The sequence below is a fragment of the Nitratireductor sp. ZSWI3 genome, from assembly GCF_024655565.1.
Classification (GTDB): Bacteria; Pseudomonadota; Alphaproteobacteria; order Rhizobiales; family Rhizobiaceae; genus Nitratireductor.
In genome coordinates this window covers 69,943-94,085 of sequence record NZ_JANKOF010000005.1, presented here as the reverse complement: position 1 = coordinate 94,085, position 24,143 = coordinate 69,943, and the positions used below count along the sequence as shown (strand labels likewise).

Genomic DNA, 24,143 nt, shown 5'->3' with positions numbered 1-24,143 from the left:
CAAGAACGAGAGTCGGTCTAGCTCTATGATGTAAATGCATAGATTTTCGACTTCTCATCGCATAATGAATTGCTACGGTGTTCCCTTCAAAAACACGAATAAAAAAACTTCCAAAAAGGGGATTCATGCCAATGAGAAAGTATTTAGCAGCTACCTCGGTAGCAGTGGGCCTGCTTACAGGCGCTGCATATGCGGAGGACCTCACCATCGGCCTCGCCTCGGAGCCGACCTCCATCGACCCGCACTACCACAACCTGACGCCGAACCACGCGCTGAGCCGGCATATCTTCGATACGCTGATCGGCCAGGATCAGGTGCAGAACCTCTATCCCGCCCTGGCCGTATCCTGGAAGCCGATTGACGACACCACGTGGGAAGTGAGGCTCCGCGAGGGCGTCAAGTTCCACGATGGCACGGATTTCAACGCCGATGACGTGATCTTCAGCTTCGAGCGTGCACCCAACGTTCCGAACTCACCTTCCAGCATGGGGACGTACACCAGCGGCAAGACGCTGGTGAAGGTGGACGACTTCACGATCCATGTGAAGACGGAAGCGCCATACCCGCTCGTGCCGAACGAGATCTCGCAGATCGCGATCGTTTCGGACAGCATCAAGGATGCGGCGACCACCGCCGACTTCAACTCCGGTAAGGCGGCGATCGGTACCGGTCCCTACAAGTTCAAGTCCTATGTGCCCGGAGGCAAGATCGAGGTCACGGGGAATGCCGATTACTGGGGTGGCGCACCGGAATGGGACAAGGTGACGTTCAGGCCGATCCCCTCGGCTCCGGCCCGTGTCGCAGCCGTGCTGGCCGGTGACGTGGATGCCATCGATGGCGTTCCGACCAGTGACATCGAGGCCCTGAAGCGCTCCGATGGGGACAAGGTCTCGCTCTGGCAGGGCAGTTCCAACCGCGTGATCTACCTTCACATGGACCAGTTCCGCGAGAACTCTCCGTTCGCGAAGGGCAAGGACGGCTCGGCCATCAAGAATCCGCTGCTTGACGCGCGCGTGCGCAAGGCGCTTTCGAAAGCCATTCATCGCAATGCCATTGTCGAGCGCGTGATGGAAAAGGTCGCCATTCCGGCCGGTCAATTGCTGCCCGAGGGTTTCTTTGGTGCCTCCGACAAGCTCGAGGTCGAGGGATATGATCTGGAAGGCGCCAAGGAACTCCTTGCGCAAGCGGGTTATCCTGACGGGTTCGAGCTCACGATTCACAGCCCGAACGACCGCTACATCAACGACGCCAAGATCGCGGAAGCGATCGGCCAGATGTTCACGCGTGCCGGCCTGAAGATGCATGTGGAAACCATGCCGCGGACAGTCTTCTTCCAGCGTGCGTCTTCCGGCGCCGAAGGAGGTCTGCCCGAGTTTTCCCTCATCCTGGCAGGCTGGAGCGCCGGCTCGGGTGAAGCCTCCTCTCCGTTGAAGTCGCTGATCCACACCTTTGACAACGAACGCGGCTTCGGCGCCTCGAACCGGGGCCGTCATTCCAGTCCGCAGATCGATGCAAAGATCGAGCAAGCGCTCTCCACGGTTGACGACGAAGCGCGCGAGGCGCTGCTGGCGGAAGCGACGGAAATGGCCATCGAAGAGCTGGCGATCATTCCCTTGCACTTCCAGGTCAACACCTGGGCGACCCGCTCGGGCCTGACCTACCAGCCGCGCACCGATGAATTTACCTTGGCCATGGGTGTGACCAGGGAATAGCTCCTCCCATTGCAGCGCCGTGCGTCCATCTGGACGCTACACAAGGACGCTGTAAGCCTTTGAAACTGCGCATCGTGCTTTCCGAGATCGATTCCGATTTTCAAGCCGATGCGCCGGACGGCACCTCCTTCCCGGGCATTTCCGGGAAGGCCTGTTCAAACGGAAAGCCATGCTAGCGTTTCTCATCCGCCGCATCGGCCAAAGCGCGGTCGTCGTGCTCCTTATGGCCACCATTGTCTTCTTCGGGGTCAATCTGGTTGGCGATCCGGTGCATATGCTTGTCAGCCCGGAGGCCGATCAGGCGGAAATCGCCCGGGTGATCCAGCAATTCGGTCTGGACCGCCCGATCGTGGAACAATACTGGCTGTTCCTGAAGGGCGCAGTGCAGGGCAATCTGGGCACATCGTTCATCTTCGGCCAACCGGCTGTCGGTCTGATCCTGGAGCGCCTGCCGGCGACCATGGAACTCGCGGTCTGCGCGCTGGTTCTCGCGGTCTTCTTCGGAATTCCGCTCGGTGTCTACAGCGGCATCAAGCCGAAGTCCCGCGTTTCGCAGGTCATCATGGCCGCCTCGATCTTCGGCTTTTCCCTGCCGACATTCTGGGTCGGGATCATGCTGATCATGTTCTTTTCCGTGCAGCTGCAACTCCTGCCGTCGACCGGGCGCGGAGAGGTCGGCTCCTTTTTGGGGATCGATAGTTCCCTGTTCACTCTGGACGGCCTCAAGCACATTATCCTGCCGGCAACCAATCTGGCGCTCCTGAAGATGTCCATGGTCATCCGCCTGAGCCGGGCCGGAACCCGCGAGGTCATGCAGCAGGACTACATCAAGTTCGCCCGCGCCAAGGGTCTGTCCTTCGGGCGCATTGTCTGGGCGCATTTGTTAAAGAACATCATGATCCCGGTGATCACCGTGCTCGGCCTGGAATTCGGATCGCTGATCGCCTTTTCGGTGGTGACCGAGTCGATCTTCGCCTGGCCCGGCATGGGCAAGCTCCTCATCGATTCCGTGCTGCAACTGGACCGTCCCGTCATCGTCGCCTACCTGATGATCGTCGTGTTCCTGTTCGTGGCGATCAATCTCGTCGTCGACGTGATCTACTCGCTTCTGGATCCGCGCGTCAGCCTGACGGGAGCCAAGTCGTGAGCGATCAGCTTTCGAACGCCGCCAAGCCGCGTTTCCGGGACACGCCATTCGGCGTCTTTCTTTCCCGATATCTGGACAGCAAGGTGGCCACGCTTGCCTTCGTCGTCCTCGTCGTCATCATCGTCCTGGCCATTATCGCCCCGTGGATCACACCGCAAAATCCCTACGATCTTGCTCAGGTGGATGTTCTTGATGCGCGCATGGCTCCCGGAGAGGAGGCGTTTGCCGGGTATACGTTCTGGCTGGGGTCCGACGGGGCCGGCCGCGATCTCTACAGCGCCATGCTTTACGGCCTGCGGATCTCGTTGATGGTCGGCGTTCTCAGCGGCCTCATCGCAATGGTGATCGGCACGGCCGTCGGCCTGACGGCGGCCTATGCCGGCGGTCGGGTCGAGACCCTGATCATGCGTCTGGTCGATTTGCAGCTTTCTTTCCCGGCCATTCTCATCGCGCTGATGCTGGTCGCGGCCCTGGGCAAGGGTGTCGACAAGATCATCGTCGCGCTGGTCGCGGTGCAATGGGCCTATTATGCCCGCACCGTGCGCGGCACGGCCTTGTCGGAACGGAGCAAGGAATATGTGGAGGCCGCCCGCAATCTCGGCCTGTCTCCCCGCCGCATCCTCTTCGGGCAGATCATGCCCAACTGCCTGTCGCCGCTGATCGTGGTCGCCACCATCCAGACGGCCCACGCCATAGCGCTGGAAGCGACCCTGTCGTTTCTCGGTATCGGGCTGCCGCAAACGGAGCCGTCCCTCGGAATCCTGATTTCCAACGGCTTCGAATACATGCTGTCCGGTAAATACTGGATCAGCATCTTTCCCGGCGTTGCGCTCCTTCTCACCGTCTTCTGCATCAATCTCGTCGGTGATCAGCTCCGCGACGTTCTGAATCCAAGGTTGGCGAAATGACCAATCCCGTCCTCAGCATCGACAACCTTCAGACCCATTTCTTCACCAGAGCCGGGGTCGTGAAGGCGGTGGACAATATCTCCCTGTCCGTGAATGCCGGCGAGATCCTTGGCCTTGTCGGTGAGTCCGGCTCCGGCAAGTCGATCACCGGGTTTTCGATCCTCGGGCTTGTCGACGAACCCGGCAGGATCGTCGGTGGCTCGATCAAGCTTTCCGGGGAGGAGCTCATAGGCAAGCCGGAGGCCGCGTTGCGCAGGATCCGGGGAGGCAGGGCGTCGATGATCTTCCAGGATCCGATGATGACCCTCAACCCTGTCCTGCGGATCGAGACGCAGATGATCGAGGCGATCCGCGCGCATGAGAAGGTGCCTCGCCGGGAAGCGTGGCAGCGGGCGCGGGACGGGCTTGCCCAGGTGGGCATTCCATCGCCCGAAGAGCGGTTGAAATGCTATCCGCATGAATTGTCGGGCGGCATGCGCCAGCGGGTGGCCATCGCGATCGCCTTCCTGAACCGCCCTGAATTCATCGTCGCCGATGAGCCTACAACGGCGCTGGATGTGACCATCCAGAGCCAGATCCTGGCGGAAGCCCAAAAGCTCTGCCGGGAAAACAGAACGGCGATGATCTGGATCACCCATGATCTGTCCGTCGTGGCGGGGCTGGCCGATACGATCGCGGTGATGTACGCGGGACGGATCGTGGAGAACGGTCCGGCCGAGGCCGTTCTGCGGAGCCCCCGCCATCCCTACACGAGCGGCCTCATCAAATCGGTGCCGGGAGAGCATCTGGTCGGGCAGCGGCTTTTCCAGATTCCGGGAATGACGCCGTCTCTCCTGAAGCTCGGTGAGGCCTGTGCCTTCAAGGAGCGCTGCGCCTACCAGGACGATGCCTGTTCTGCGGCGCCGCCGATCAGCATGGAAGGCGGCCGGGCCTGCCGCTGCTTCCATCCGCTTCGCGCCGACACCGCCGCCCAGAGCGGCGGTGCTGCCAAAGAGAGTGCGCCATGACCGCGATTCTGGATGTTCAGAACGTTTCCAAGACTTTCGTCACCCCGCTCGACCTGGCGGAAAAGCTGGCCAACCTGATGGGAGCGACCAATCGGGAGATCCGGGTGCAGGCGACCAGCGACGTCTCGCTGACCATCGACAAGGGAGAGGTTCTGGGCCTCGTCGGCGAGTCCGGCTGCGGCAAGTCGACCCTCGGCCGGACCGTTGCCGGTATCCATCAGGCATCGCAGGGCGAAATCGTCTGGAAGGGCAAGAAGCTCTCGGCCATGAATGCGCGCGAGAAAAGAGCTTATGTGCTGGCGGTCCAGATGATCTTTCAGGATCCGTTCTCCTCGCTCAACCCGCGCAGGCGCATTGCCCAGGCTGTCGGTGAGGCACCGGTCGCCCACGGGCTGATATCACGGAAGGAGCAGGACGATTATGCGGTCGAGATGCTGACCAGGGTCGGCCTCGATCCGTCCTTGCGGGACCGGTATCCGCATCAGTTCTCCGGCGGTCAGCGCCAGCGGGTCGGGATCGCGCGGGCGCTTGCCGTCAATCCGGAATTCCTGGTTTGCGATGAATCCATCGCAGCCCTCGACGTGTCGGTTCAGGCGCAGATCATCAATCTCTTCATCGATCTGCGGGAAGAGCTGGACCTCACCTATATGTTCATCAGCCACGATCTGTCGGTGGTGCGCCACATCAGCGACCGGGTGGCGATCATGTATCTGGGACGGGTGGTCGAGCTGGCGCCAACCAGGGAGCTATTCGCCAATCCGCTGCATCCCTATTCCGCCGCGCTGCTGAGCGAGGCGCCGGATCTGCGCTCGGGCAAGCGGTCTTTCCACCCCATTTCCGGTGAGGTTCCTTCGCCGCTCAACCCGCCATCCGGCTGCCATTTCCACCCGAGATGCCCGCACTCCACGGATTTGTGCCGCACGGAAAGGCCGGTCTTGAGGCAAGTTGCGCCGGGCCGGCAGACAGCCTGTCATCTGCACGCGACCTAGCGCATTCAAAACAGGAAATGATCTAGAGAGTTCTGCAGTCGGGTGGAAACACCTGACGACCGCATGAATGTGGGTGTTTTCGCCGGCGAAAGCTTCAGGATGCCGCCACCAATCCGGAAAGCCTTCGGCCGAGCGGGGCCTGCGGATTGGAAAGCTCGAAGACTATCGTCAGATGATTGACGCCAGGTTCGGTCCGCAGTTCCGTTTTCTGCGCTTCGCGGGCCAGAACGGAGTTCAGGGCAATTGCCTGGTCGTGGAACGGCGCCGTCTCTTCCTCTCCTCGCGTGATGATGCGCAGCGGGCCCGGTGTGTGCCGGGCAGCCAGCGGCGACCATGATTGCGCTTCGTCGGCACGCATTTTCGCCTCGTCCTTGAGGAAGGAACCGGGAATGCCGGAAAGATCGTAGATGCCGCTCACCAGAAGCATGCCACGCAGGTTCGGTGCATCGGGTGACCGGTCATCGCCTGGCGCCCTGGAAGCGAGAACCGTGGCCAGATGCGCGCCGGCGGAATGGCCGCTGACGGTGAAGCGCGCCGGATCAGCCCCAATCTCCGGCGCAAGCTCCACGAGATGTCGCGCCGCCGAGCGCACTTGCGCGACGATTTCGGCCAGCCGATGGTCGGGCATCAGGTCGTAACTGACCAGCGCCGCGATTCCCCCGACCGCAATCACCGGTGCGGCGACGAGGGTATGTGCCTCCTTGCTGCCCGCGCGCCAGTAGCCGCCATGGATGAACATGTGCAGGGGCGCATTGGGTGCCGGCTCCGGAGGAAAGACGAGGTCGAAGCTCTGCCTGGGGCTCGGCCCGTAGCTTACGTTTCGCTCGACGCGTGACCGCTCGGCAAACGCACGGCTGCGCGCTTCCGTCTCGGCCATGATCGCGTCGAAATCGGGAATGAAGTCCCGGTTGCGGTAGAGATCCCGCTCCGCCATGGTCTTTCCTTTCCCGCCTCAGAACTCGACGGCGAAGTACTTGGGCTCCATGAACTCGAGGATGCCCGTCACACCGCCCTCGCGCCCGAGGCCACTCTGCTTGGTGCCGCCGAACGGCGCCGCCGGGTCCGACATCAGTCCGCGATTGATACCCACCATCCCGGTATCGATCCTACGTCCGACGCGCATCGCCCGCATGATGTCTCGCGAATAGACGTAGGCCGCAAGTCCATATTCGGTCTCGTTGGCGTACCGGATCGCCTCGTCCTCGGTCTCGAAACAGTAGACAGCCGCGACGGGGCCGAAGATCTCTTCCTGCGCCAGCGCGGCGTCGGTCGGCACGTTCTCCAGCACGGTCGGGGGATAGTAATAGCCGTTCCCAGCCATCGGCTCTCCTCCCGTGGTCGCCCGGGCCCCGCGCGATTTTGCCTCCGCCACCAGTCGGTCGATCTTCTCCACTGCTTTCGTCGTGATCATCGGGCCACACTGGGTCTCTGGATCGTAGCCCGCCCCCAGTTTCAGCGCCGCCATCCTCTTCGTCAGCCCCTCCACGAAGGCGTCGTGGATGCCGGATTGCACGTAGAACCGGTTGGCCGCAGTGCAGGCCTCTCCGCCGTTGCGCATCTTGGCGACCATCGCGCCGTCGAGCGCGGCATCGAGCTCGGCATCGTCGAAAACCACAAAGGGAGCATTGCCGCCCAGTTCCATCGAGCAGTTCACCACCGATTTCGCCGCTTCGGCAAGAAGGATGCGCCCCACTCCAGTCGACCCGGTGAACGAAAGTTTTCGGACCCGCGGGTCGGCCAGCATGGCCGCCGTCACGGGGCCGGGGTTCGTGGTCGTCAGCACGTTCACCACGCCAGGTGGGACACCGGCCTCTTCGCCGAGCCGCGCCATCGCGTAGGCGGTCAACGGGGTCTCGGAAGCGGGCTTCAGGATCACCGTGCAGCCGGCGGCGAGCGCCGGGCCGATCTTGCGCGTCGCCATCGCGGCCGGGAAATTCCACGGCGTGATGAGCACGGAAACCCCGATCGGCTCGTGATCCACGAGGATGTTGTGCACGCCGGAGGGCGTGTGACGGAATTCGCCGCTGACCCGCGCCGCCTCCTCGGCATACCAGCGGAAGAACTCGGCGGCATAGGCCACCTCTCCACGCGCATCCGCCAGTGCCTTGCCGTTCTCGAGAGAGATCAGCAGAGCCAGTTCTTCGGCGCGTTCGGTCATCAGGGTGAACCAGCGGCGCAGGATCTCCGACCGCTCGCGGGGAGGCGTGTTGCGCCAGCTTTCAGCGGCGGCCTCGGCGGCGTCCACGGCCCGTAACGCGTCGTCGATCCCCGCATCGGGAACTTCGCCGATTGTATTCCCCGTCGAGGGATCAAGCACCGGGATGCCGCCGGTGCCAGCTTCCCATTTCCCGCCTATGAATAGGCCTGCGGAGTGGAGAGAGGGATCAGCATAGCCGGCGAAGGCGGTGTGGAATGTCATTGGGGTCTCCCTCAGTTCGTTTCGAGTGCGGTGAGTTCGCCGTGATAGGCCGCGCCGATCAGCCGCCGCATGTCTTCGAGTGGCAGCGGGCGCGGGTTGTTCTGGATCAGCCGGGCAATGCCGCAGGACTGCTCGGCCACCCAGTCGAGCCGGTCCTCGGCCAGCCCGAGGTCGCGCAGTGTGCGGGGTATGCCGATCCGATCGAAAAGCGCGGCGATGGCTGGGATGACCTCGAACCTGTTTCGCAGACCGATGACTCCGGCGATCCGGTCGAGTTCCGGTCCAATAGCGGGCGCGTTCCAGGCCATGACGTAGGGCATCAGGCAGGCCACCCCCGCCCCATGGGCTGTATGGGTGAGGGCGCCAACCGGATACTGGATCGCGTGAGCTGCGGCCGTGCCGGCAACGCCGAAGGCGAGGCCCGCGGTCGTGGCTCCCAGCATCACCCTGGCTCGCGCCTCGGCATTGCTCCCGTCGGTGCAGGCTGTCTCCAGGCAGTCCCAGAGCAATCCGATGGCCGTCAGCGCGAAGTGGTCGGAAGTCGCGTTCTTCCCGACGAAGACCCGTTCCTGCGCGAGGCCTGGTACCGGTTCGCGGCGGATGGCGGTGAAGGCCTCGATGGCGTGGGTCAGCGCATCGGCTCCGGCGATGGCGGTCAGTGCGGGCGGGCAGGTCAGCGTCAGATCCGGATCGCAGATCGAGACGGTCGGGATGATGTAGGGCGAGGAAATCCCGACTTTGAGCAGCCGCTCGGAATCCGAGAGGACCGCGACCGGCGTCGCTTCGGAGCCGGTGCCCGCGGTGGTCGGAACCGCGATCAGCGGCATCACCGGACCGGGCACCCTGAACTCGCCATAATAATCCTGCGGCCGGCCTCCATGGGTCAGCAGCACGGCCACGCATTTCGCCATATCGAGGCAGGACCCTCCACCCACACCGATCACGAGGTCGGGTGCGAAATCACGAGCCGCATCGGCGCTGGCGGCGGCGGTTTCGACAGGCACGTCCGGAAGGGTCGAGCCATCGACCCGGACGGACAGTCCGGCGGCTTCGAGTTGTGCCACCATGCGCCGAAAGTCCGCGTCGCCGGTCAGCCGCTCATCGGTCACCACCAGGGCCCGTCGCCCGAGTTTCGCAGCGACCGTCCCAAGGGCTTCGCGCTGGCCCGCGCCGAAGATCAATTCTCTCGGGGCTCTGATCGTGCCGAATAAGGTCATCTCGTCTCCTGTTGCTTGCCCTCAGCCTTCTGCGAGGGCTCGGATTTCGTCATGCAGCGGGTCCGGCAGGTCGATGCCCACGGAAAGCGCGCTGGCCCTGCGAGCCCGCATTCCGTCGCCTGGCACGGCCACCGGCCTGGAAGAGTCCGCGGGCCGCGCCGCGCGCAGTCGGTCGAGATAGGCTGCCAGCCCGGCGGCGGTGCCTTCCCCTGCCGCAGGGTCGATCAGAATGATGATGTCGCCCTTGTTCGCCACGTCGGTTGCATCCAGCGTGCCGCCCACCTCGGGTGCGAAGGCCGATCCGGCCAGCGCGGCGACAAGCAACTCCACACCGAGGCCGAGGCCATATCCTTTGGCTCCGCCGAAGGGCGCGATGGCCCCAGCCTTGGCCGCTTCGGGATCGGTGGTTCGGTCACCTTGTGCATCAACTGCCCAATCGTCCGGGATCGGCGTGCCGGTCAGGGCGTGGTGATGAATCTTTCCCATCGAGACGCGGCTGGTCGCGATGTCGAGGATGAAGGGCTCGGTTCCAGTCGGGATGCCGATGGCGATCGGGTTGGTTCCCAACATCGCCTCCGTTCCACCATACGGATGGACCAGCGCCTCGCTGGTGGTCATCACGATGCCGATCAAACCCCGCGCGGCCGCGGCCTCGACATAGTAGGCGAGCATCCCGATGTGATTTGCGTTCCGGATCGAGGCCAGTGTGATGCCCTGCTGGGGCGCCACCGCCGCCAGTTGCTCCAGAGCGTGCATCATGACAACCGGACCGAGCCCGCGTTGTCCGTCGATGGTGAAGACGCCAGAACGAGTCTTGAGTGCCTCGCCGCAGGTGGCCGGGTGGGCGAGGCCGGCCCGCAACCGTGCAACGAGGCGCGGCAGTCTCTGGACCCCATGAGACGGCAAGCCCCGCAACTCGGCTTCGATCAGGAGGTCGGCCTGAATCCGGGCATTCGAGAGGGTAACCCTCTGTGCAAGAAGTGCTTTTTCCGCGAGCTCCCGAAGATGACCGGCCGAAACCAACAAGCACCAACCCTCCCAAACAAAATCGTATATGATATTGTATTTGACATTTGATATCCTATCGGTGTTAAAACTGGGCTTGTCAAGAATGCTGATTGGGAGGGACGGATGGCTGTAACGACGGATCGCGACCACAAAGGCGGATTCGTGCGGCCTTCGAGCATTTCCGAAAGCGTTCACGAACAAATCTACGAACGCATCATGTCGCTGGAGATCCCGCCGGGAGCTCGAATCCCCATCGACCGGCTGGCGCGAGAGCTGAATGTCTCCCAGACGCCGGTGCGCGACGCCCTCACGAGGCTGGAGCGCGAGGGCCTGGTGCGGAAGGCGCACTTGATCGGCTATTCCGCCTCGCCTCAACTCACTCAGAAGGAATTCGACGACCTCTATAGGTTCCGACTGATGCTCGAGCCGGAGAGCGCCCGGCAGGCCTGCCTCAAGTTGACCTCTGAAACGCTCGACCGGATCGAGAGCGCCGCCGCCGACATGGAGAAGGACGAACAACCTGTCGGCCGCAGCCGTTATTACCGTTTCGCCCGGGCGGATGCGCATTTTCACGACGAGATACTGAAGGCCGCCGACAACGAATTCGTCCGGCAGGCGCTGAACGATCAGCACATCCACCTGCACATCTTCCGCCTGATGTTTCACAGCCGCGTCACTCAGGAGGCGCTGGAGGAGCACGAGCGCCTGCTCGCCGCGTTCCGCGCCGGCGATGCGGACGCCGCTTACCAGGCGATGTACGATCACATCGAACGGTCGCGGGATCGGCTTGCGGCGGCCTTCGAATGACCTTCGCTCCAACCGATGCCGCGGGCGGGGCGCAGGAACCGCCGGTGCTCCGCACCGAGGATCTGTCCAAGGCCTACGGCCCGATCACCGTTCTGAGCGATGTAACGCTGGAGATCCGTGCGGGCGAGGTGCACGCGATCATCGGTGAGAACGGTGCCGGCAAATCCACCTTGATGAAGCTTCTCTCGGGTCACGCCACACCGACCGGCGGCACGATGTCGATGTTCGGAAAGCCGGTCGCCTTCGCCGATGCCGTGCAGGCCGAGGATGCAGGGATTGTCCTGGTGCATCAGGAGATCCTGCTCGCCCCCGATCTCACGGTGGCACAGAACCTGTTTCTCGGGCGTGAGTTGTCCCGCGGCTTTGCGGTGGACGACCGAACGATGAATCGCCGCACGGCCGAGGTTCTGGCGCGCGTCGGCTCCCTCGCGCGCCCAACGTTCCGGGTAGGGGACATGCCCCTGGCTCAGCAGCAGCTTGTCCAGATCGCCCGCGCGCTGCTCGACGACCGCAAGGTGGTGATCCTGGACGAACCGACGGCGATGCTCACCAACGACGAGGTCGACGCATTGCTCGGCATCGTCCGGAGCCTGCGCGCTCAGGGTGTGGCGGTGCTCTACATTTCGCATCGGCTGGAAGAGGTCGAGGCGCTGGCGGACCGCGTCACCGTGCTTCGCGATGGCAAGATGATTGGCACCTGGTCGGCGCAGGCACTTGATCAACGCCAGATGGCCGAGTTGATGGTCGGGCGAGAGCTGTCGATGCTCTACCCGCCGAAGCGGGAGGCGACCACGTCGGAACCGGTCCTAAGGGTCGAGGACCTGTCCGTCGAACACGGCAGGATCTCGGGCTCCTTTAGTGTCCGGCCGGGAGAAGTCCTTGGTATCGGCGGCATGATCGGGGCCGGCCGCACGGAAATGATCGAAGGACTGATGGGCCTGCGCCCCGCGCAGGCGCGCGCGATCTCGCTCAACGGCAAATCAGTCGCGAAGCCTGATGTCAACGCGATGATGGCTGCAGGCCTCGTCTACCTGACCGAGGACCGCAAAGGGAAGGGCCTGCTCCTCAATGAAGGGCTGGGACCGAACCTGACGCTTCAGGCGCTCGACCTGGTCAACCCCGGCCTGCGCCTGGACCGCAAGAGGGAAGGGCGCTCCATACAATCGGCTGTTCGGGAGTATGACATCCGGGTCCGCACGCTTTCGATCCAGGCCGGCCAGCTCTCGGGAGGCAATCAGCAGAAACTGCTGCTGGCCAAAGTGATGCTCGCCGAGCCTTCGGTCGTCATCATCGACGAGCCGACACGCGGCATCGACATCGGCAACAAGAGCCAGATCTATCGCTTCATCGACGATCTCGCCCGAGCCGGAAAGGCCTGCGTCGTCATCTCCTCCGAACTGCCCGAACTCGTCGGCCTTTCCGACCGCGTGCTGGTGATGCGAAGCGGTCGTTTCGTCGCCGAACTGACGGGCGAGGACATCACAGAGCAGAACATCGTCTACGCGGCCGCAAGCAGCGGCGACGACACCGAGGGGAGGAAACACGCATGAGCAGCGCGGAAATCGCGGTACTTCCGGAACGCGAGGGCTTCAAGATCCGCTGGGGCGACCTCGCTCCATTCATCGCGTTGGCGGTGATTGTCCTGCTTGGCACGCTGATCAACTCCAACTTCATGTCGGCGAACAACATCCTGAACGTCATCACGCGAAGCGCCTTCATCGCCATCATCGGTGTCGGTGCGACCTTCGTGGTCGCTACCGGCGGGCTCGATCTGTCCATTGGCTCCATGCTGGCCTTCGTCGTGGGCATCATGATCCTGGCAATGAATGCCCTCGTCCCGTCGCTCGGCGCCTGGGCGATCCCCGTCGGTGCGCTGGTCGCACTTGTGGTCGGCTCGCTCTGCGGACTGATGAACGGGCTGATCATTACCGTAGGCCGAATAGAACCCTTCATCGTAACCCTCGGCACCATGGGGATCTTCCGCGCCTTCATCACCTACATGACCGACGGCGGCTCACTCTCCATCGACCGCAGCCTGCGGACCGCCTATCGGCCCGTCTATTTCGGCGACCTTTTTGGCATTCCCTTTCCGGTGCTGATCACTCTGGTGATCGCCTTTCTCGGCGCTTTCATCCTCTACCGGACGAAATACGGCCGTCGCGTAACCGCTGTCGGGTCCAACTCCGATGTAGCACGGTTCTCCGGCGTGCATGTCGGCCGGGTGCGGACCATGGCCTTCGTCATCCAAGGCTTCTGCGTGGCCGTCGCAGCCATCTGCTATGTCCCGCGCCTCGGCGCCGCGACTCCGACCACCGGCCAGCTCTGGGAACTGCAGGTCATCACGGCGGTCGTCATCGGCGGCACGCTTCTGCGCGGCGGCAAGGCTCATATCTGGGGCACTGTCGCCGGCGCGCTCATGCTCGAGGTAATCGCCAATGTCATGGTTCTGTCAGACATGGTGTCGGAATACCTCGTGGCTGCGGTCCAGGGGGCGATCATAATCATCGCCATGCTGGCTCACCGCTTTACGAGTTCCCGCTGAAGGGGCGGGGCTCTCACTTACCCAAAGGAGGAGGAAACGATGAAGATCAGAATGAGAGGTTTGGCGCTCTTGTCAGCCGCAGTGGTGGCGGGAACGCTGTGCGGCAGCCCCGCATTTGCCCAGGACAAGGAGTTCACCATCGCGGTGTCTATCCCTGCCGCCACCCATGGCTGGACCGGCGGTGTCGTCTACCACGCGCAGGAGGCGGAAAAGCAGATCGAGGCCGCGTATCCGAACATCGACGTGATCGTCTCGACGGCCTCTTCAGCGACGGCGCAGGTCTCTTCGCTGGAGGACCTGTCGGCGACGAACGAGCTTGATGCGTTGGTGATCCTGCCGTTCACGTCGGAAGAACTCACCGGTCCGGTCGAGCAGGTCGCCTCGAACGGCACCTTCATCACCGTGGTGGACCGGGGCCTTACGGATCCGTCTATCCAGGATCTCTACGTTGCCGGCGACAACATCGCCGTCGGCGCGAACACGGCGAAGTGGCTGGTCGAGAAACTGGGCGGCAAAGGCGAGATCGTCGTGCTGCGCGGCATCCCCACGGTGATTGATGACGAGCGCATCCAGGGCTTCAAGGAGGTCATCGATCAGTCCGACATCAAGATCCTCGACATGCAGTATGCCAACTGGAACCAGGACGAAGCCTTTACCCTGATGCAGGACTACCTCGCGCAATATCCGCATATCGATGCGGTGTGGGCGAATGACGATGACATGCTGCTCGGGGTGCTCGAAGCCGTCGATCAGGCCGGACGAGAAGAGATCAAATACGCCCTCGGCGGTAACGGCATGAAGCAGGTGATCGAGATGGTGAAAGCGGGCGACGAACGGACGCCGATCTCGACACCTTATCCGCCGTCAATGATCGCCTCTGCATTGTACATGACGGCGGCACAGTTTGCCGGCCAAGCCCCGATGCGCGGTTCGTTCAAGCTGGATGCCCCGCTGATCACCCCCGAGAACGCGGATCAGTTCTACTTCCCGGGTTCCCCGTTCTGAACCGAAACACCCTGTCCGGTCGTTCTCGCGGCGGCCGGACAGATCATTTCCACAATCAGGAGATCCAGATGAGCGGCAAGAAAATCCTCATGCTCACCGGTGAATTCACGGAAGAATACGAAATCTACGTCTACCAGCAGGGTATGGAAGCCGTCGGACACACGGTCCACGTCGTGTGCCCGGACAAGAGCGCCGGCGACCTGATCAAGACGTCGCTCCACGATTTCGAGGGCGATCAGACCTATACCGAAAAGCCGGGCCATTTCGCCGAGATCAACAAGACCTTCTCCGAGGCCGAGGCCGAGCTCGAAAGCTATGATGCGGTCTACGCCGCCGGCGGCCGGGGACCGGAGTACATCCGGACCGACCCACGCATCCAGGCAATGGTGCGGCATTTCCACGATACGGGCAAGCCGATCTTCACGATCTGCCATGGTGTGCAGATCCTGATGGCGGTTCCCGGTGTGCTCAAGGGCCGAAAAGTCGCCGGCCTCGGTGCCTGCGCCCCGGAGGTCGCGGCGGTCGGCGGGACCTATATCGACGTCGAGCCGAAAGAGGCCTTCGTCGATGGCACGATGGTGTCGGCAAAGGGCTGGACCGGCCTCGCGGCTTTCATGCGCGAGTGCCTCAAGGTGCTCGGCACGGAAATCCGTCATAGCTGAGCGACAGGCGAAGCAAAATGCGTAGGGCCGCCGCAAGGCGGCCCTCGCGATTCCCAAAGAGCTCATCACTCGATCAACAAATCCGGCAGACCAAACATCCAGAGGGGGCGGCGCGCCGGTGTCCTGATCGATGCCGCAAATGACATTGCATTCCGGTCGGCTCGTCGAAGGCCTTCAAATCAGCTCGTCTGCTGTTTTGCAGCGGGGGCGGCTTTCCTGAAACAGGCCTGACGGCTCTTGTACGCACCAATCAAATCGGCCTCCGGTTCGATGACCATTCCCATCGTTGGTGACAGGAAAGGGTTCTCGATCCCGGCTGCAGCCATCCCCAATCGGGCCGCACCGAGCGCGGCTCCCTGGGCGCCGGTTTGCGGAACCTTCAGCGTCAATCCCGTGACTGTTGCGACAATTCGCAGCCAGGTCGTGGATTGGCTTCCCCCGCCGGCGACCCATGCGGTGTTCAATTCCGCTCCCCCATTTTCCATGGCAAGGCGACAATCATCCAGCGCAAAGGCCACCCCTTCAAGAATCGCCTGGGTCATCTCCTTCAGACCATGCTCCCGTTTGAGGCCAAGAAAGCTGCCGGTTGCTTCCGGCGCATTGTGAGGGGTCCTCTCTCCCGAGAGATAGGGCAGGAACGTGACCGGGGAGGGCGCGGACAGTTCTGCGTCGAGCAGGGCAGTCAAGGCTTCCGGCGATTTCCCGGTGATCTCCGACAGCCAGTTGAGGCTGTCTGTCGCCGAGAGGATCACTCCCATCTGATGCCAGGTTCGCGGGATTGCATGACAAAAGCTGTGGACCGCATTTTTGGTGTTCGCGATGAAACGATCTGTAACGGTGAACAGGACGCCCGATGTTCCCAGAGAGATAAAGGCTTCTCCGGGCGCGGTGATTCCCAGCCCGCAAGCGGTCGCCGCATTGTCACCGGCCCCGCCGGCGACGACGACCGGTCCGACACCCCATTCCGAGGCAAGATCCGTGCGTAGTTTATCTGCCTGATCCGAGCCTTCGACCAGGTCGGGCATGTGGCTTCGGTTCAGGCCGGTTGCCTCCAGCAGGAGCTCGGACCAGTCGCGCTTCGACACGTCGAGCCACAGTGTGCCTGAGGCATCCGACATCTCTGACATATGCCGGCCCGTAAGCCACAGGCCGACATAGTCTTTCGGCAGCAGCACCTTGCGGGTTCTTGCAAAGATCTCAGGTTCGTTCCGGCGGACCCATTCCAGCTTCGGCGCGGTGAACCCGGCCATCACGATGTTGCCTCCGATCCCGCGAAAATCCGCACGATCCTCCAGGATGCGGCATTCTTCGGCGGAGCGCCCATCGTTCCACAGGATCGCAGGTCGCAAGGGTCTGTCCCGGTCGTCCAGAAGGGTGGCTCCGTGCATCTGCCCCGACACACCAATGGATTTGAGCGCCGCGAAGGCCTGCGGGGCCGCTTGCCTGACCTCGGCGATGGCAGTTTGCACCGCTTCGATCCAACTGTCCGGGTTCTGTTCCGACCAGCCCGGATGGGGGCGCTCCACGGTCAGGTTTCCATGCCCCACAGCCATGATCCGTTGTGCATCGTCCACCAGCAATGCTTTGACACCCGAGGTGCCCAGATCCAGTCCAAGGAACATTTGCAATCTCTTCGCTTGAGGAGTTCTGGCCGGCGGGATGCCGGCCAGAACGAGTTCGGCAGCTTAGAACGGGCTGTCCGGGTAGTAGAAATCCATCGCATTCTCCTCGGTCACGAGGACGGAGCCGATCTTGAACGTGCCCGAGACCGGCGCATTGGACGTGAGGCCAACGGCGGTCAGTTCAATCGCCGTGGCGATCATGGATGGCGGATAGGTCACGTTCGCCGGAATCATCTCGTCCCCCTTTGAGGTGCGCAGGATCATCTCTTTCATGCCCGCGCCGCCCAGAACGAACTTGATGTCATCACGGCCTGCGGCCTCGATTGCCGCCAGAACACCGATGGCCATATCGTCATCCGATGCCCAAACCGCGTCGATCTTAGGATATTTGGACAGGAAATCCTCCATCACCGTAAAGCTGTCATCGCGGTTCCAGTTGCCGTGCTCCATAGCGAGAACATTGATGCCGGAATCTTTGATGGCGGCCGTGAAGGCATCCACGCGCTCATTGTCGATCGTCGTCGGGATGCCGCGGAAAACCACGATGTCGCCGCCCTCAGGCATTTTGGAAACCATGAACTCACCGGACACACGGCCAAACCCCGGGTTGTCGCCAGCCACGTAAAGGTCTTCGATCCCCGGCACGGACAGGCCGCGATCCACGACCGTCACCCAGGCGCCGCTTTCGGCCACCGCCTGCACAGGCGGCGTCAGCGGGTCGGATTCGAAGGGCAGCACCACCAGCGCATCGATGCCGCGCACGGCGACCATGTCTTCGATGTCGTTGACCTGTGTGGCCGGATCGGATGCGGTGGACAGCACGAAATCGAGCTGCGGATAGACCGCTTCGAGACGCTTCACGGTTTCCTGGGCATGAAAATTCATGCCGCCGGCCCAACCGTGGGTGGCGGCCGGAATGGAGACGCCGATCACCTTGGTTTCAGTGTCTTGCGCAAGAGCTGCGGTGCCAAGCGTCGCTACGACTGCCGCTGCAATGAATGACGTTATGCGTTTCATGTTGCTCCTCCCTGAGCTTGGTTAAACGGCTATTGCGCCGCTTTGCGTTCACGCTGAAGGATCACAGCGAGAATGATGATGACCCCCTGGATCGCGCCGTTCAGATATGGCGAGACAAAGTCGGTGAGGTTCAGAATGTTGTCGATCAGGCTGAGGATCAGGACACCGATCACGGTGCCCCAGACCCGGCCAAAGCCGCCCTTCAGCACGGTGCCCCCGATGATCACGGCGGCAATCGCCTCCAGCTCCCACAGCACGCCTGTCGAAGCCGAGGCCGAACCAAGGCGCGGCACGTACATGATCGTTGCCACGCCCACGAGCATCCCCAGTGCTGCATATGTCAGCAACCGTGTGCGGTTCACGTTCACGTTGGAATAATGGGCCACGTGTTCGTTGGATCCGGTGGCGGCGCAATGACGGCCGAAGGCCGTGCGCGTCATGATGATCTCACCGATGATCACGACGAGGGCAAAGACGATGATCGGCCAGCTGACGCCCAGAACTCCATCGAAATAGACCGGCCGGTAGAACGTCCGCAGTTCGAAACCGAGGGACAGGGTGCCTCCGTTGGCCAGCCAGGTGATGAGGCTGCGATAGATGCCCATCGATCCAAGGGTCACGATAAAGGCCTCGATCCCCAATGTGGTGATCAAAAAGCCGTTGAGCATCCCCGCCAGTGTCCCCGCGAGAAGTGCGACGGCCATCCCCAACAGGATGATCGGCACGCCGACACCCATGGACGGCAGCGCAGCGTTCATGACGAGGATCATGAGACCGGCGATGAAGGCCGCCATCGACCCCACCGACAGGTCAAGTCCGCCTGCGGTGATCACAAAGGTCATGCCGACAGCGATGATCCCGATAAAGGCCGAGCGAGCCAGCACGTTGGTGATGTTCGCACCGCTCAGAAAGTTCGGGTTCATCAACGCCCCGATCACGATCAGCACGATCAGTGCCAAAAGCGGGCCGAGCACCGCCATGGAGGGAAGTCTGCGCGTGGGTGCGGGAAGGGTCGTATCGGTCATCTCAGGAGGCTCCTGCCAGGTGGATACCGGCGGATTGCGTGGCGCTCAGCCCCATGGACAGGCGAACGATTGCGTCTTCGGTGATCTCGTCTCCACTGAGCTCGCCCGCAAGCTGACCCGAGCGCATGACGATGATGCGGTCGGCCAGACCCATCAGCTCCGGCATTTCAGAAGAAATGACGATGACGGCAAAGCCCTTGGCCGTCAGTTGGCGCAGGAAGACATAGATCTGCTGCTTGGTTCCGATGTCGATGCCGCGAGTGGGCTCATCTGCGATCAGGATTCGCGGTTCCGACAACATGACCTTGGCCAGCAGCAGTTTTTGCTGGTTGCCACCGGACAGATTGCCCACCTTCACATCGCGGCTGCCCGCCCGAATGCCGAATTCCCGGATGGCGTTGTCCAGCGCGGCATCTTCGGCGCGTCTGTCGATGAAGCGCCCGCCAAATTTGAACAGGGTCTGCAAGGTCAGATTCTCACGCATGCCCCAGTTCAGAAGCAGCCCGCGCAGTTTGCGATCCTCGGTCAGGTAACAAAGCCCCCGCCGCTGCGCATCGCTGGGCGTCTTGATCGTCACGATCTCACCAAAAAGGGTGATCTGATCTGCCGTGGCAGGTCGCAGCCCCGCAAGGCCTTCCATCAGTTCCGTCCGGCCAGCCCCGATCAGTCCACCAAGGCCGAGGATTTCCCCGGCCTTCAGGTCAAAGCTCGCATCCTGGGCAAAACCGGGCACGGTGAGGCCGCGCACGGACAGCACGGTATCGGTCGCAGGACCGCGGCCCTTTGCCGGGTAGAGGTCAGATACATCACGCCCGACCATGGCCTTGGCCATGCCGTCTTCATCAGTCTCCGAGGTTGGACCTGCGTGAACCACATGCCCGTCGCGCATGATCGTCACGACATCGGAAATCGCGGCCACTTCATCCAGCTTGTGCGAGGTGAACAGGATCGCCGTCCCCTGTTCCTTGAGGGCTCGAACCTGCTCCAGCAACACTTCGGTCTCGCGGTTGGTCAGGACCGCGGTCGGTTCATCCATGATCAGCACCCGCGCATTCCGCGACAGGGCCTTGGCGATCTCAACCATCTGTTTTTCGGAATTGGACAGAGAAGACACCAGGGCATCAGGCGCCACCCTGCATTTCACGTGCTCCAGATAGCGGCGCGTGAGGCTGCGCATTCTGGCCTTGTCCAACAGGGGGCCGCGTTTCAATTCGCGCCCCAGGAAGATGTTCTGCTCGACCGTCAACTGTTCAGCGAGGTTGAACTCCTGATGGATCATCACGATGCCCGCCGCTTCGCCCTCATGCAGACTGGCAAACCGGGTTTCCTTGCCGTCCAGCAGCAGCCGTCCGGTGCTGGCCGGTTGATAGCCGGCCAGAATTTTCATCGTGGTTGATTTCCCGGCTCCGTTCTCTCCGATCAGGGCATGCACTTCACCGGCCCGCAGGGCGAGGTCGATCTCATGCAGCACTTTGACCGGCCCAAAGCTTTTGCCGACCGCCTCGAGGGAGAGAACAGGCACGGACATTACAGGCTCACCCATGCTGCATCAGCGGAGGAAGAATTGACGCAGGCGTTGATGAAGGACATGCCGCTCATCCCCTCCGCAATCCCGGGCAGCAAGCCCATCGCCTTTGCCCGATCAGCCCCGGCCTGGACGGCACGGATGGCATCGGCGGCCTCGTTGTAGATCGTGGCGAAGCCTTCGAGATAGCCTTCGGGATGGCCGGAGGGAATCCGGCTCACTGCGCTGGCGGCGTCGTTGGACCCTGATCCGCCGCGCGTGATCAGACGTTTGGGCTCGCCGTGAGGCGTGAACCACAGATAGTTCGGGTCCTCCTGCCTCCATTCCAGCCCGCCCGTGCTTCCATAAACCCGGAGCTTGAGCGCGTTCTCGTTGCCCGGAGCCACCTGGCTGCTCCAGAGCATCCCGCGCGCTCCGCCCACAAAGCGCAGCATCACATGCGCGTTATCGTCGAGCGTGCGCCCTGTCCCGAAAGCCTGCAAATCCGCCGCCAGTTTTTCGACCGTCAGGCCGGTGACGAAACAGGCGAGATTATGGGCGTGCGTGCCGATGTCTCCCACAGAGCCGCCCGCGCCCGAGCGTTTCGGATCGGTGCGCCATTCGGCCTGCTTCAGCCCTTCGTTCTCCAGCGGGCTGGTCAGCCAGTCCTGCGGATACTCCGCCTGCACGATGCGGATCTCCCCCAGATCACCGGCCTCCACCATGGCGCGTGCCTGCCGGATCATCGGGTAGCCGGTGTAATTGTGGGTCAGCACGAAAAGCGCAGCGCTCTCGGCCACGGCTTTCTCCAGTGCCTTCGCATCCTCCATGGTGGAGGTCAGCGGCTTGTCGCAAATCACATGGATGCCTTTGGCAAGAAACGCCTGTGCTGCTGCCGCATGCACATGGTTCGGCGTCACGATGCTGACAGCCTCGATCTCGTCGTGACGCGCGGCCTCAGCCTCGGCCATTTCGGTAAAGCTGCCGTAGCTGCGTGGGATGCCGAGTGCCTGGGCCGATGCCGCTGATTTCTCGGGACTGGAAGACAAAGCGCCTGCCACGAGCTCATATCGATCGTCGATCCGCGCTGCGATGCGATGCACGCCGCCTATAAAGGCGTCATTGCCGCCACCGACCATGCCCAATCGAATGCGTGCCATCAGTCGATCCCCAACATTTTACGGTTTGCTTGCTCATCGGCGCCGCCATCGGCGAAATCGTCAAAGGCGCGTTCGGTCACACGGATGATGTGGTCCTTGACGAATTGCGCACCCTCCCGCGCGCCGTCCTCAGGGTGCTTCAGCGCACATTCCCATTCGACCACCGCCCAGCCGTCGAAATCATTGGCGGTCAACTGCGAGAACACCGCTTTGAAATCGACCTGCCCATCGCCGAGGGAGCGGAACCTTCCGGCCCGATTGACCCAGGACTGATACCCTGAATAAACGCCCTGCCGCCCGGTCGGATTGAACTCCGCATCCTTCACATGGAACATGCGGATGCGATCTTTGTAGATGTCGATATTGTCGAGGTAATCGAGGCACTGCAGCACGTAGTGTGACGGGTCGTAAAGCATGCGGGCGCGGTCGTGGTTGCGCGTGCGCTCAAGGAACATCTCATAGGTCACGCCATCATGGAGATCCTCGCCGGGGTGGATTTCGTAGCAGACATCCACGCCGCACTCGTCAGCATGGTCGAGGATGGGCAACCAGCGCTTCGCCAATTCGTCAAAGGCGGTTTCCACCAACCCGGCGGGCCGCTGTGGCCAGGGGTAGATGTAGGGCCATGCCAGAGCGCCGGAAAATGTCGCATGCGCCCCGATCCCCATATGCTTTGACGCGGTCAGGGCTTTCTTCACCTGGTCCACGGCCCATTCCTGACGTGCGGCCGGATTGCCCCGCACCTCAGGTGCCGCAAAGCCGTCGAAGGCAGCGTCATAGGCGGGATGGACGGCGACCAGCTGTCCCTGCAAATGGGTCGAAAGCTCTGTCACCTCGACGCCGTTTTCCGCCGCCTTGCCCTTGAACGCGTCGCAGTAATCCTTGCTCTCCGCTGCCTTGGCGAGGTCGATCAGCCGCCCGTCCCAGGAAGGAACCTGGACGCCCTTGTAGCCGCAATCGGCCGCCCATTTGGTGATGCTGTCCCACGAATTGAACGGCGCCTCATCGCCCGCAAACTGCGCCAGAAACAGCGCGGGTCCTTTGATGGTTTTCATGGTCTGCCCTCCGTAGACCGCTTTCAAACGAAGCGGTTCACTATGTTTTCCAGGATTTCCTGACGGCCCGAGCGCGGCCGGGGATCGATGCCCCCGTCCAGCACCCTGGCCGCGATGGTCTCAAAATCGCTGTTGAGGAGCGCCTGTCCCTCGGGCCTGTCCCATCCGGCGTAGCGTTCGGCGCGCATCGCCTCCAGCCTGCCATCCTCCAGCATTGCCGCCGCCGCCTTGAGGCCTCGTGCGCAGACGTCCATCGCGCCCACATGGCCGGCGATCAGATCCACCGGATCGAGGGACTGGCGGCGCAATTTCGCATCGAAGTTCGTTCCGCCAGTGGTGAATCCGCCGGCCTTCAGGATCTCGTAGTAGGCAAGTGTGACCTCGGGCACATTGTTGGGGAACTGGTCGGTGTCCCAACCGGATTGATAGTCGTTCCGGTTCATGTCGATGGATCCGAAAATCCCCAGAGATGCCGCCAAGGCCAGCTCGTGCTCGAAGGAGTGGCCGGCGAGGATGGCGTGGCCCTGCTCGATGTTCATCTGAACCTCGCCTTCCAGCCCGAATTCCTTGAGGAACCCGTAGACCGTCGCCACGTCGTAGTCATACTGATGCTTCGTTGGCTCCTGCGGCTTGGGCTCGACGAGGATAGCGCCCCTGAACCCGATCTTGTGCTTGTACTCGACCGCCATCTGCAGGAACCGCCCGGCCTGCCGACGCTCTCGTTTGAGGTCGGTGTTGAGCAAGGTCTCGTAGCCCTCGCGCCCGCCCCAAAGCACATAGTTTTCACCGCCCATCTTGTGGGTCGCATCCATGCAGTTTTTCACCGTCGCCGCCGACCAGGCGAAAACCTCGGGGTCGGGGTTTGTCGCTGCCCCCGCCATAAAGCGACGATGCGAAAACAGATTCGCCGTCCCCCACAGCAGCTTCGTCCTGCTGCTCTCCATCTTGCCGATCAGATAATCGACGATCTCTTCGAGATTCCGCTGGCTTTCGGCGAAGCTGTCTCCCTCGGGCCGAATATCAGCATCGTGCCAGCAGAAAAACGGCACCCCGAGGAGATCGAACATCTCAAAGGCGACGTCGGCCTTGAGCCTGGCCAGATCCATGGTCTCGCCGAACCACGGACGGTCAAAGGTCTGCCCCCCGAAAGGATCGCCACCGGGCCAGGCGAAAGAATGCCAATAGGCCACGGCAAACCGCAGATGATCCTCCATCCGCTTGCCCAGGAGCATCTCGTCGGGGTTGTAGTGGCGGAAAGCAAGATCGTCGGCTTCCGGGTCATAACGCACCGGTGCGAGATCATGAAAAAAAATGCTCATCAGTTGGCGTTCCTCAAG

Annotated in this window: 21 protein-coding genes; 10 read left to right on the top strand and 11 right to left on the bottom strand. The window is 62.3% G+C overall.

What is annotated here, in order from left to right; genetic code table 11:
- Positions 1-77: 77 nt before the first annotated feature.
- From NUU27_RS03470 to NUU27_RS03450, 5 genes are all read left to right on the top strand, one after another.
- Positions 78-1,712 (top strand): ABC transporter substrate-binding protein, encoded by a 1,635-nt coding sequence (locus tag NUU27_RS03470; protein WP_257760658.1) that lies wholly within the window; start codon positions 78-80, stop codon positions 1,710-1,712.
- 169 nt (positions 1,713-1,881) lie between these two features.
- Positions 1,882-2,859: an ABC transporter permease gene (locus tag NUU27_RS03465; protein ID WP_257760657.1), complete on the top strand. Its 978-nt coding sequence runs from the start codon at positions 1,882-1,884 to the stop codon at positions 2,857-2,859.
- On the top strand, positions 2,856-3,767 hold the full coding sequence (locus tag NUU27_RS03460) for an ABC transporter permease (RefSeq protein ID WP_257760656.1): 912 nt from the start codon (positions 2,856-2,858) through the stop codon (positions 3,765-3,767). The genes NUU27_RS03465 and NUU27_RS03460 overlap by 4 nt, the downstream gene beginning before the upstream one ends.
- Complete coding sequence (locus NUU27_RS03455) at positions 3,764-4,774, top strand: ABC transporter ATP-binding protein (protein WP_257760655.1); 1,011 nt, start codon at positions 3,764-3,766, stop codon at positions 4,772-4,774. The genes NUU27_RS03460 and NUU27_RS03455 overlap by 4 nt, the downstream gene beginning before the upstream one ends.
- Entirely contained in the window at positions 4,771-5,763 is a 993-nt protein-coding gene (locus NUU27_RS03450; protein ID WP_257760654.1) for an ABC transporter ATP-binding protein, read from the top strand. The genes NUU27_RS03455 and NUU27_RS03450 overlap by 4 nt, the downstream gene beginning before the upstream one ends.
- 94 nt (positions 5,764-5,857) lie before the next feature.
- Here the strand turns inward: NUU27_RS03450 and NUU27_RS03445 are convergent, their stop codons facing one another.
- The 4 genes from NUU27_RS03445 to NUU27_RS03430 are packed head-to-tail and all read right to left on the bottom strand — an operon-like array spanning position 5,858 to position 10,425.
- On the bottom strand, positions 5,858-6,697 hold the full coding sequence (locus NUU27_RS03445; RefSeq protein ID WP_257760653.1) for an alpha/beta hydrolase: 840 nt from the start codon (positions 6,695-6,697) through the stop codon (positions 5,858-5,860).
- Between the two features lie 18 nt (positions 6,698-6,715).
- Positions 6,716-8,182, bottom strand: a complete 1,467-nt coding sequence (locus NUU27_RS03440) for an NAD-dependent succinate-semialdehyde dehydrogenase (RefSeq protein ID WP_257760652.1) — start codon at positions 8,180-8,182, stop codon at positions 6,716-6,718.
- A gap of 11 nt (positions 8,183-8,193) precedes the next feature.
- A complete protein-coding gene (locus NUU27_RS03435; RefSeq protein ID WP_257760651.1) occupies positions 8,194-9,399 on the bottom strand; it encodes an iron-containing alcohol dehydrogenase in 1,206 nt (401 codons plus the stop codon).
- Between the two features lie 21 nt (positions 9,400-9,420).
- On the bottom strand, positions 9,421-10,425 hold the full coding sequence (locus NUU27_RS03430; protein ID WP_257760650.1) for an Ldh family oxidoreductase: 1,005 nt from the start codon (positions 10,423-10,425) through the stop codon (positions 9,421-9,423).
- Between the two features lie 105 nt (positions 10,426-10,530).
- On the opposite strand from NUU27_RS03430, the gene NUU27_RS03425 reads away from it, so the two are divergent.
- The 5 genes from NUU27_RS03425 to NUU27_RS03405 all read left to right on the top strand — a co-directional run bounded on the left by NUU27_RS03425 (position 10,531) and on the right by NUU27_RS03405 (position 15,423).
- A complete protein-coding gene (locus NUU27_RS03425) occupies positions 10,531-11,214 on the top strand; it encodes a GntR family transcriptional regulator (RefSeq protein WP_257760649.1) in 684 nt (227 codons plus the stop codon).
- The gene (locus NUU27_RS03420; RefSeq protein WP_257760648.1) at positions 11,211-12,764 is read left to right on the top strand and encodes a sugar ABC transporter ATP-binding protein; all 1,554 of its coding nucleotides are present in this window, start codon (positions 11,211-11,213) and stop codon (positions 12,762-12,764) included. Before NUU27_RS03425 ends, NUU27_RS03420 begins: the two co-directional genes overlap by 4 nt.
- Positions 12,761-13,756, top strand: a complete 996-nt coding sequence (locus NUU27_RS03415) for an ABC transporter permease (RefSeq protein ID WP_257760647.1) — start codon at positions 12,761-12,763, stop codon at positions 13,754-13,756. The genes NUU27_RS03420 and NUU27_RS03415 overlap by 4 nt, the downstream gene beginning before the upstream one ends.
- Before the next feature lie 39 nt (positions 13,757-13,795).
- Positions 13,796-14,761, top strand: a complete 966-nt coding sequence (locus NUU27_RS03410) for a substrate-binding domain-containing protein (RefSeq protein WP_257760646.1) — start codon at positions 13,796-13,798, stop codon at positions 14,759-14,761.
- Between the two features lie 68 nt (positions 14,762-14,829).
- A complete protein-coding gene (locus tag NUU27_RS03405; protein WP_257760645.1) occupies positions 14,830-15,423 on the top strand; it encodes a DJ-1/PfpI family protein in 594 nt (197 codons plus the stop codon).
- 179 nt (positions 15,424-15,602) lie between these two features.
- Here the strand turns inward: NUU27_RS03405 and xylB are convergent, their stop codons facing one another.
- The 7 genes from xylB to xylA form a co-directional block, all read right to left on the bottom strand.
- Positions 15,603-17,045 carry a xylulokinase gene (gene xylB / locus NUU27_RS03400; protein ID WP_257760644.1) on the bottom strand — a complete coding sequence of 481 codons (1,443 nt, stop codon included), beginning with the start codon at positions 17,043-17,045 and terminating at the stop codon, positions 15,603-15,605.
- Positions 17,046-17,108: 63 nt separating this feature from the next.
- Complete coding sequence (locus NUU27_RS03395) at positions 17,109-18,062, bottom strand: ABC transporter substrate-binding protein (RefSeq protein ID WP_257760643.1); 954 nt, start codon at positions 18,060-18,062, stop codon at positions 17,109-17,111.
- Positions 18,063-18,091: 29 nt separating this feature from the next.
- The gene (locus NUU27_RS03390) at positions 18,092-19,087 is read right to left on the bottom strand and encodes an ABC transporter permease (protein ID WP_257760642.1); all 996 of its coding nucleotides are present in this window, start codon (positions 19,085-19,087) and stop codon (positions 18,092-18,094) included.
- Between the two features lies 1 nt (position 19,088).
- Complete coding sequence (locus tag NUU27_RS03385; protein ID WP_257760641.1) at positions 19,089-20,615, bottom strand: sugar ABC transporter ATP-binding protein; 1,527 nt, start codon at positions 20,613-20,615, stop codon at positions 19,089-19,091.
- Complete coding sequence (locus NUU27_RS03380) at positions 20,615-21,751, bottom strand: Gfo/Idh/MocA family protein (protein ID WP_257760640.1); 1,137 nt, start codon at positions 21,749-21,751, stop codon at positions 20,615-20,617. The genes NUU27_RS03385 and NUU27_RS03380 overlap by 1 nt, the downstream gene beginning before the upstream one ends.
- Positions 21,751-22,806 (bottom strand): sugar phosphate isomerase/epimerase, encoded by a 1,056-nt coding sequence (locus NUU27_RS03375; RefSeq protein ID WP_257760639.1) that lies wholly within the window; start codon positions 22,804-22,806, stop codon positions 21,751-21,753. Before NUU27_RS03375 ends, NUU27_RS03380 begins: the two co-directional genes overlap by 1 nt.
- 23 nt (positions 22,807-22,829) lie before the next feature.
- The gene (gene xylA / locus NUU27_RS03370; protein ID WP_257760688.1) at positions 22,830-24,128 is read right to left on the bottom strand and encodes a xylose isomerase; all 1,299 of its coding nucleotides are present in this window, start codon (positions 24,126-24,128) and stop codon (positions 22,830-22,832) included.
- Positions 24,129-24,143: the final 15 nt, after the last annotated feature.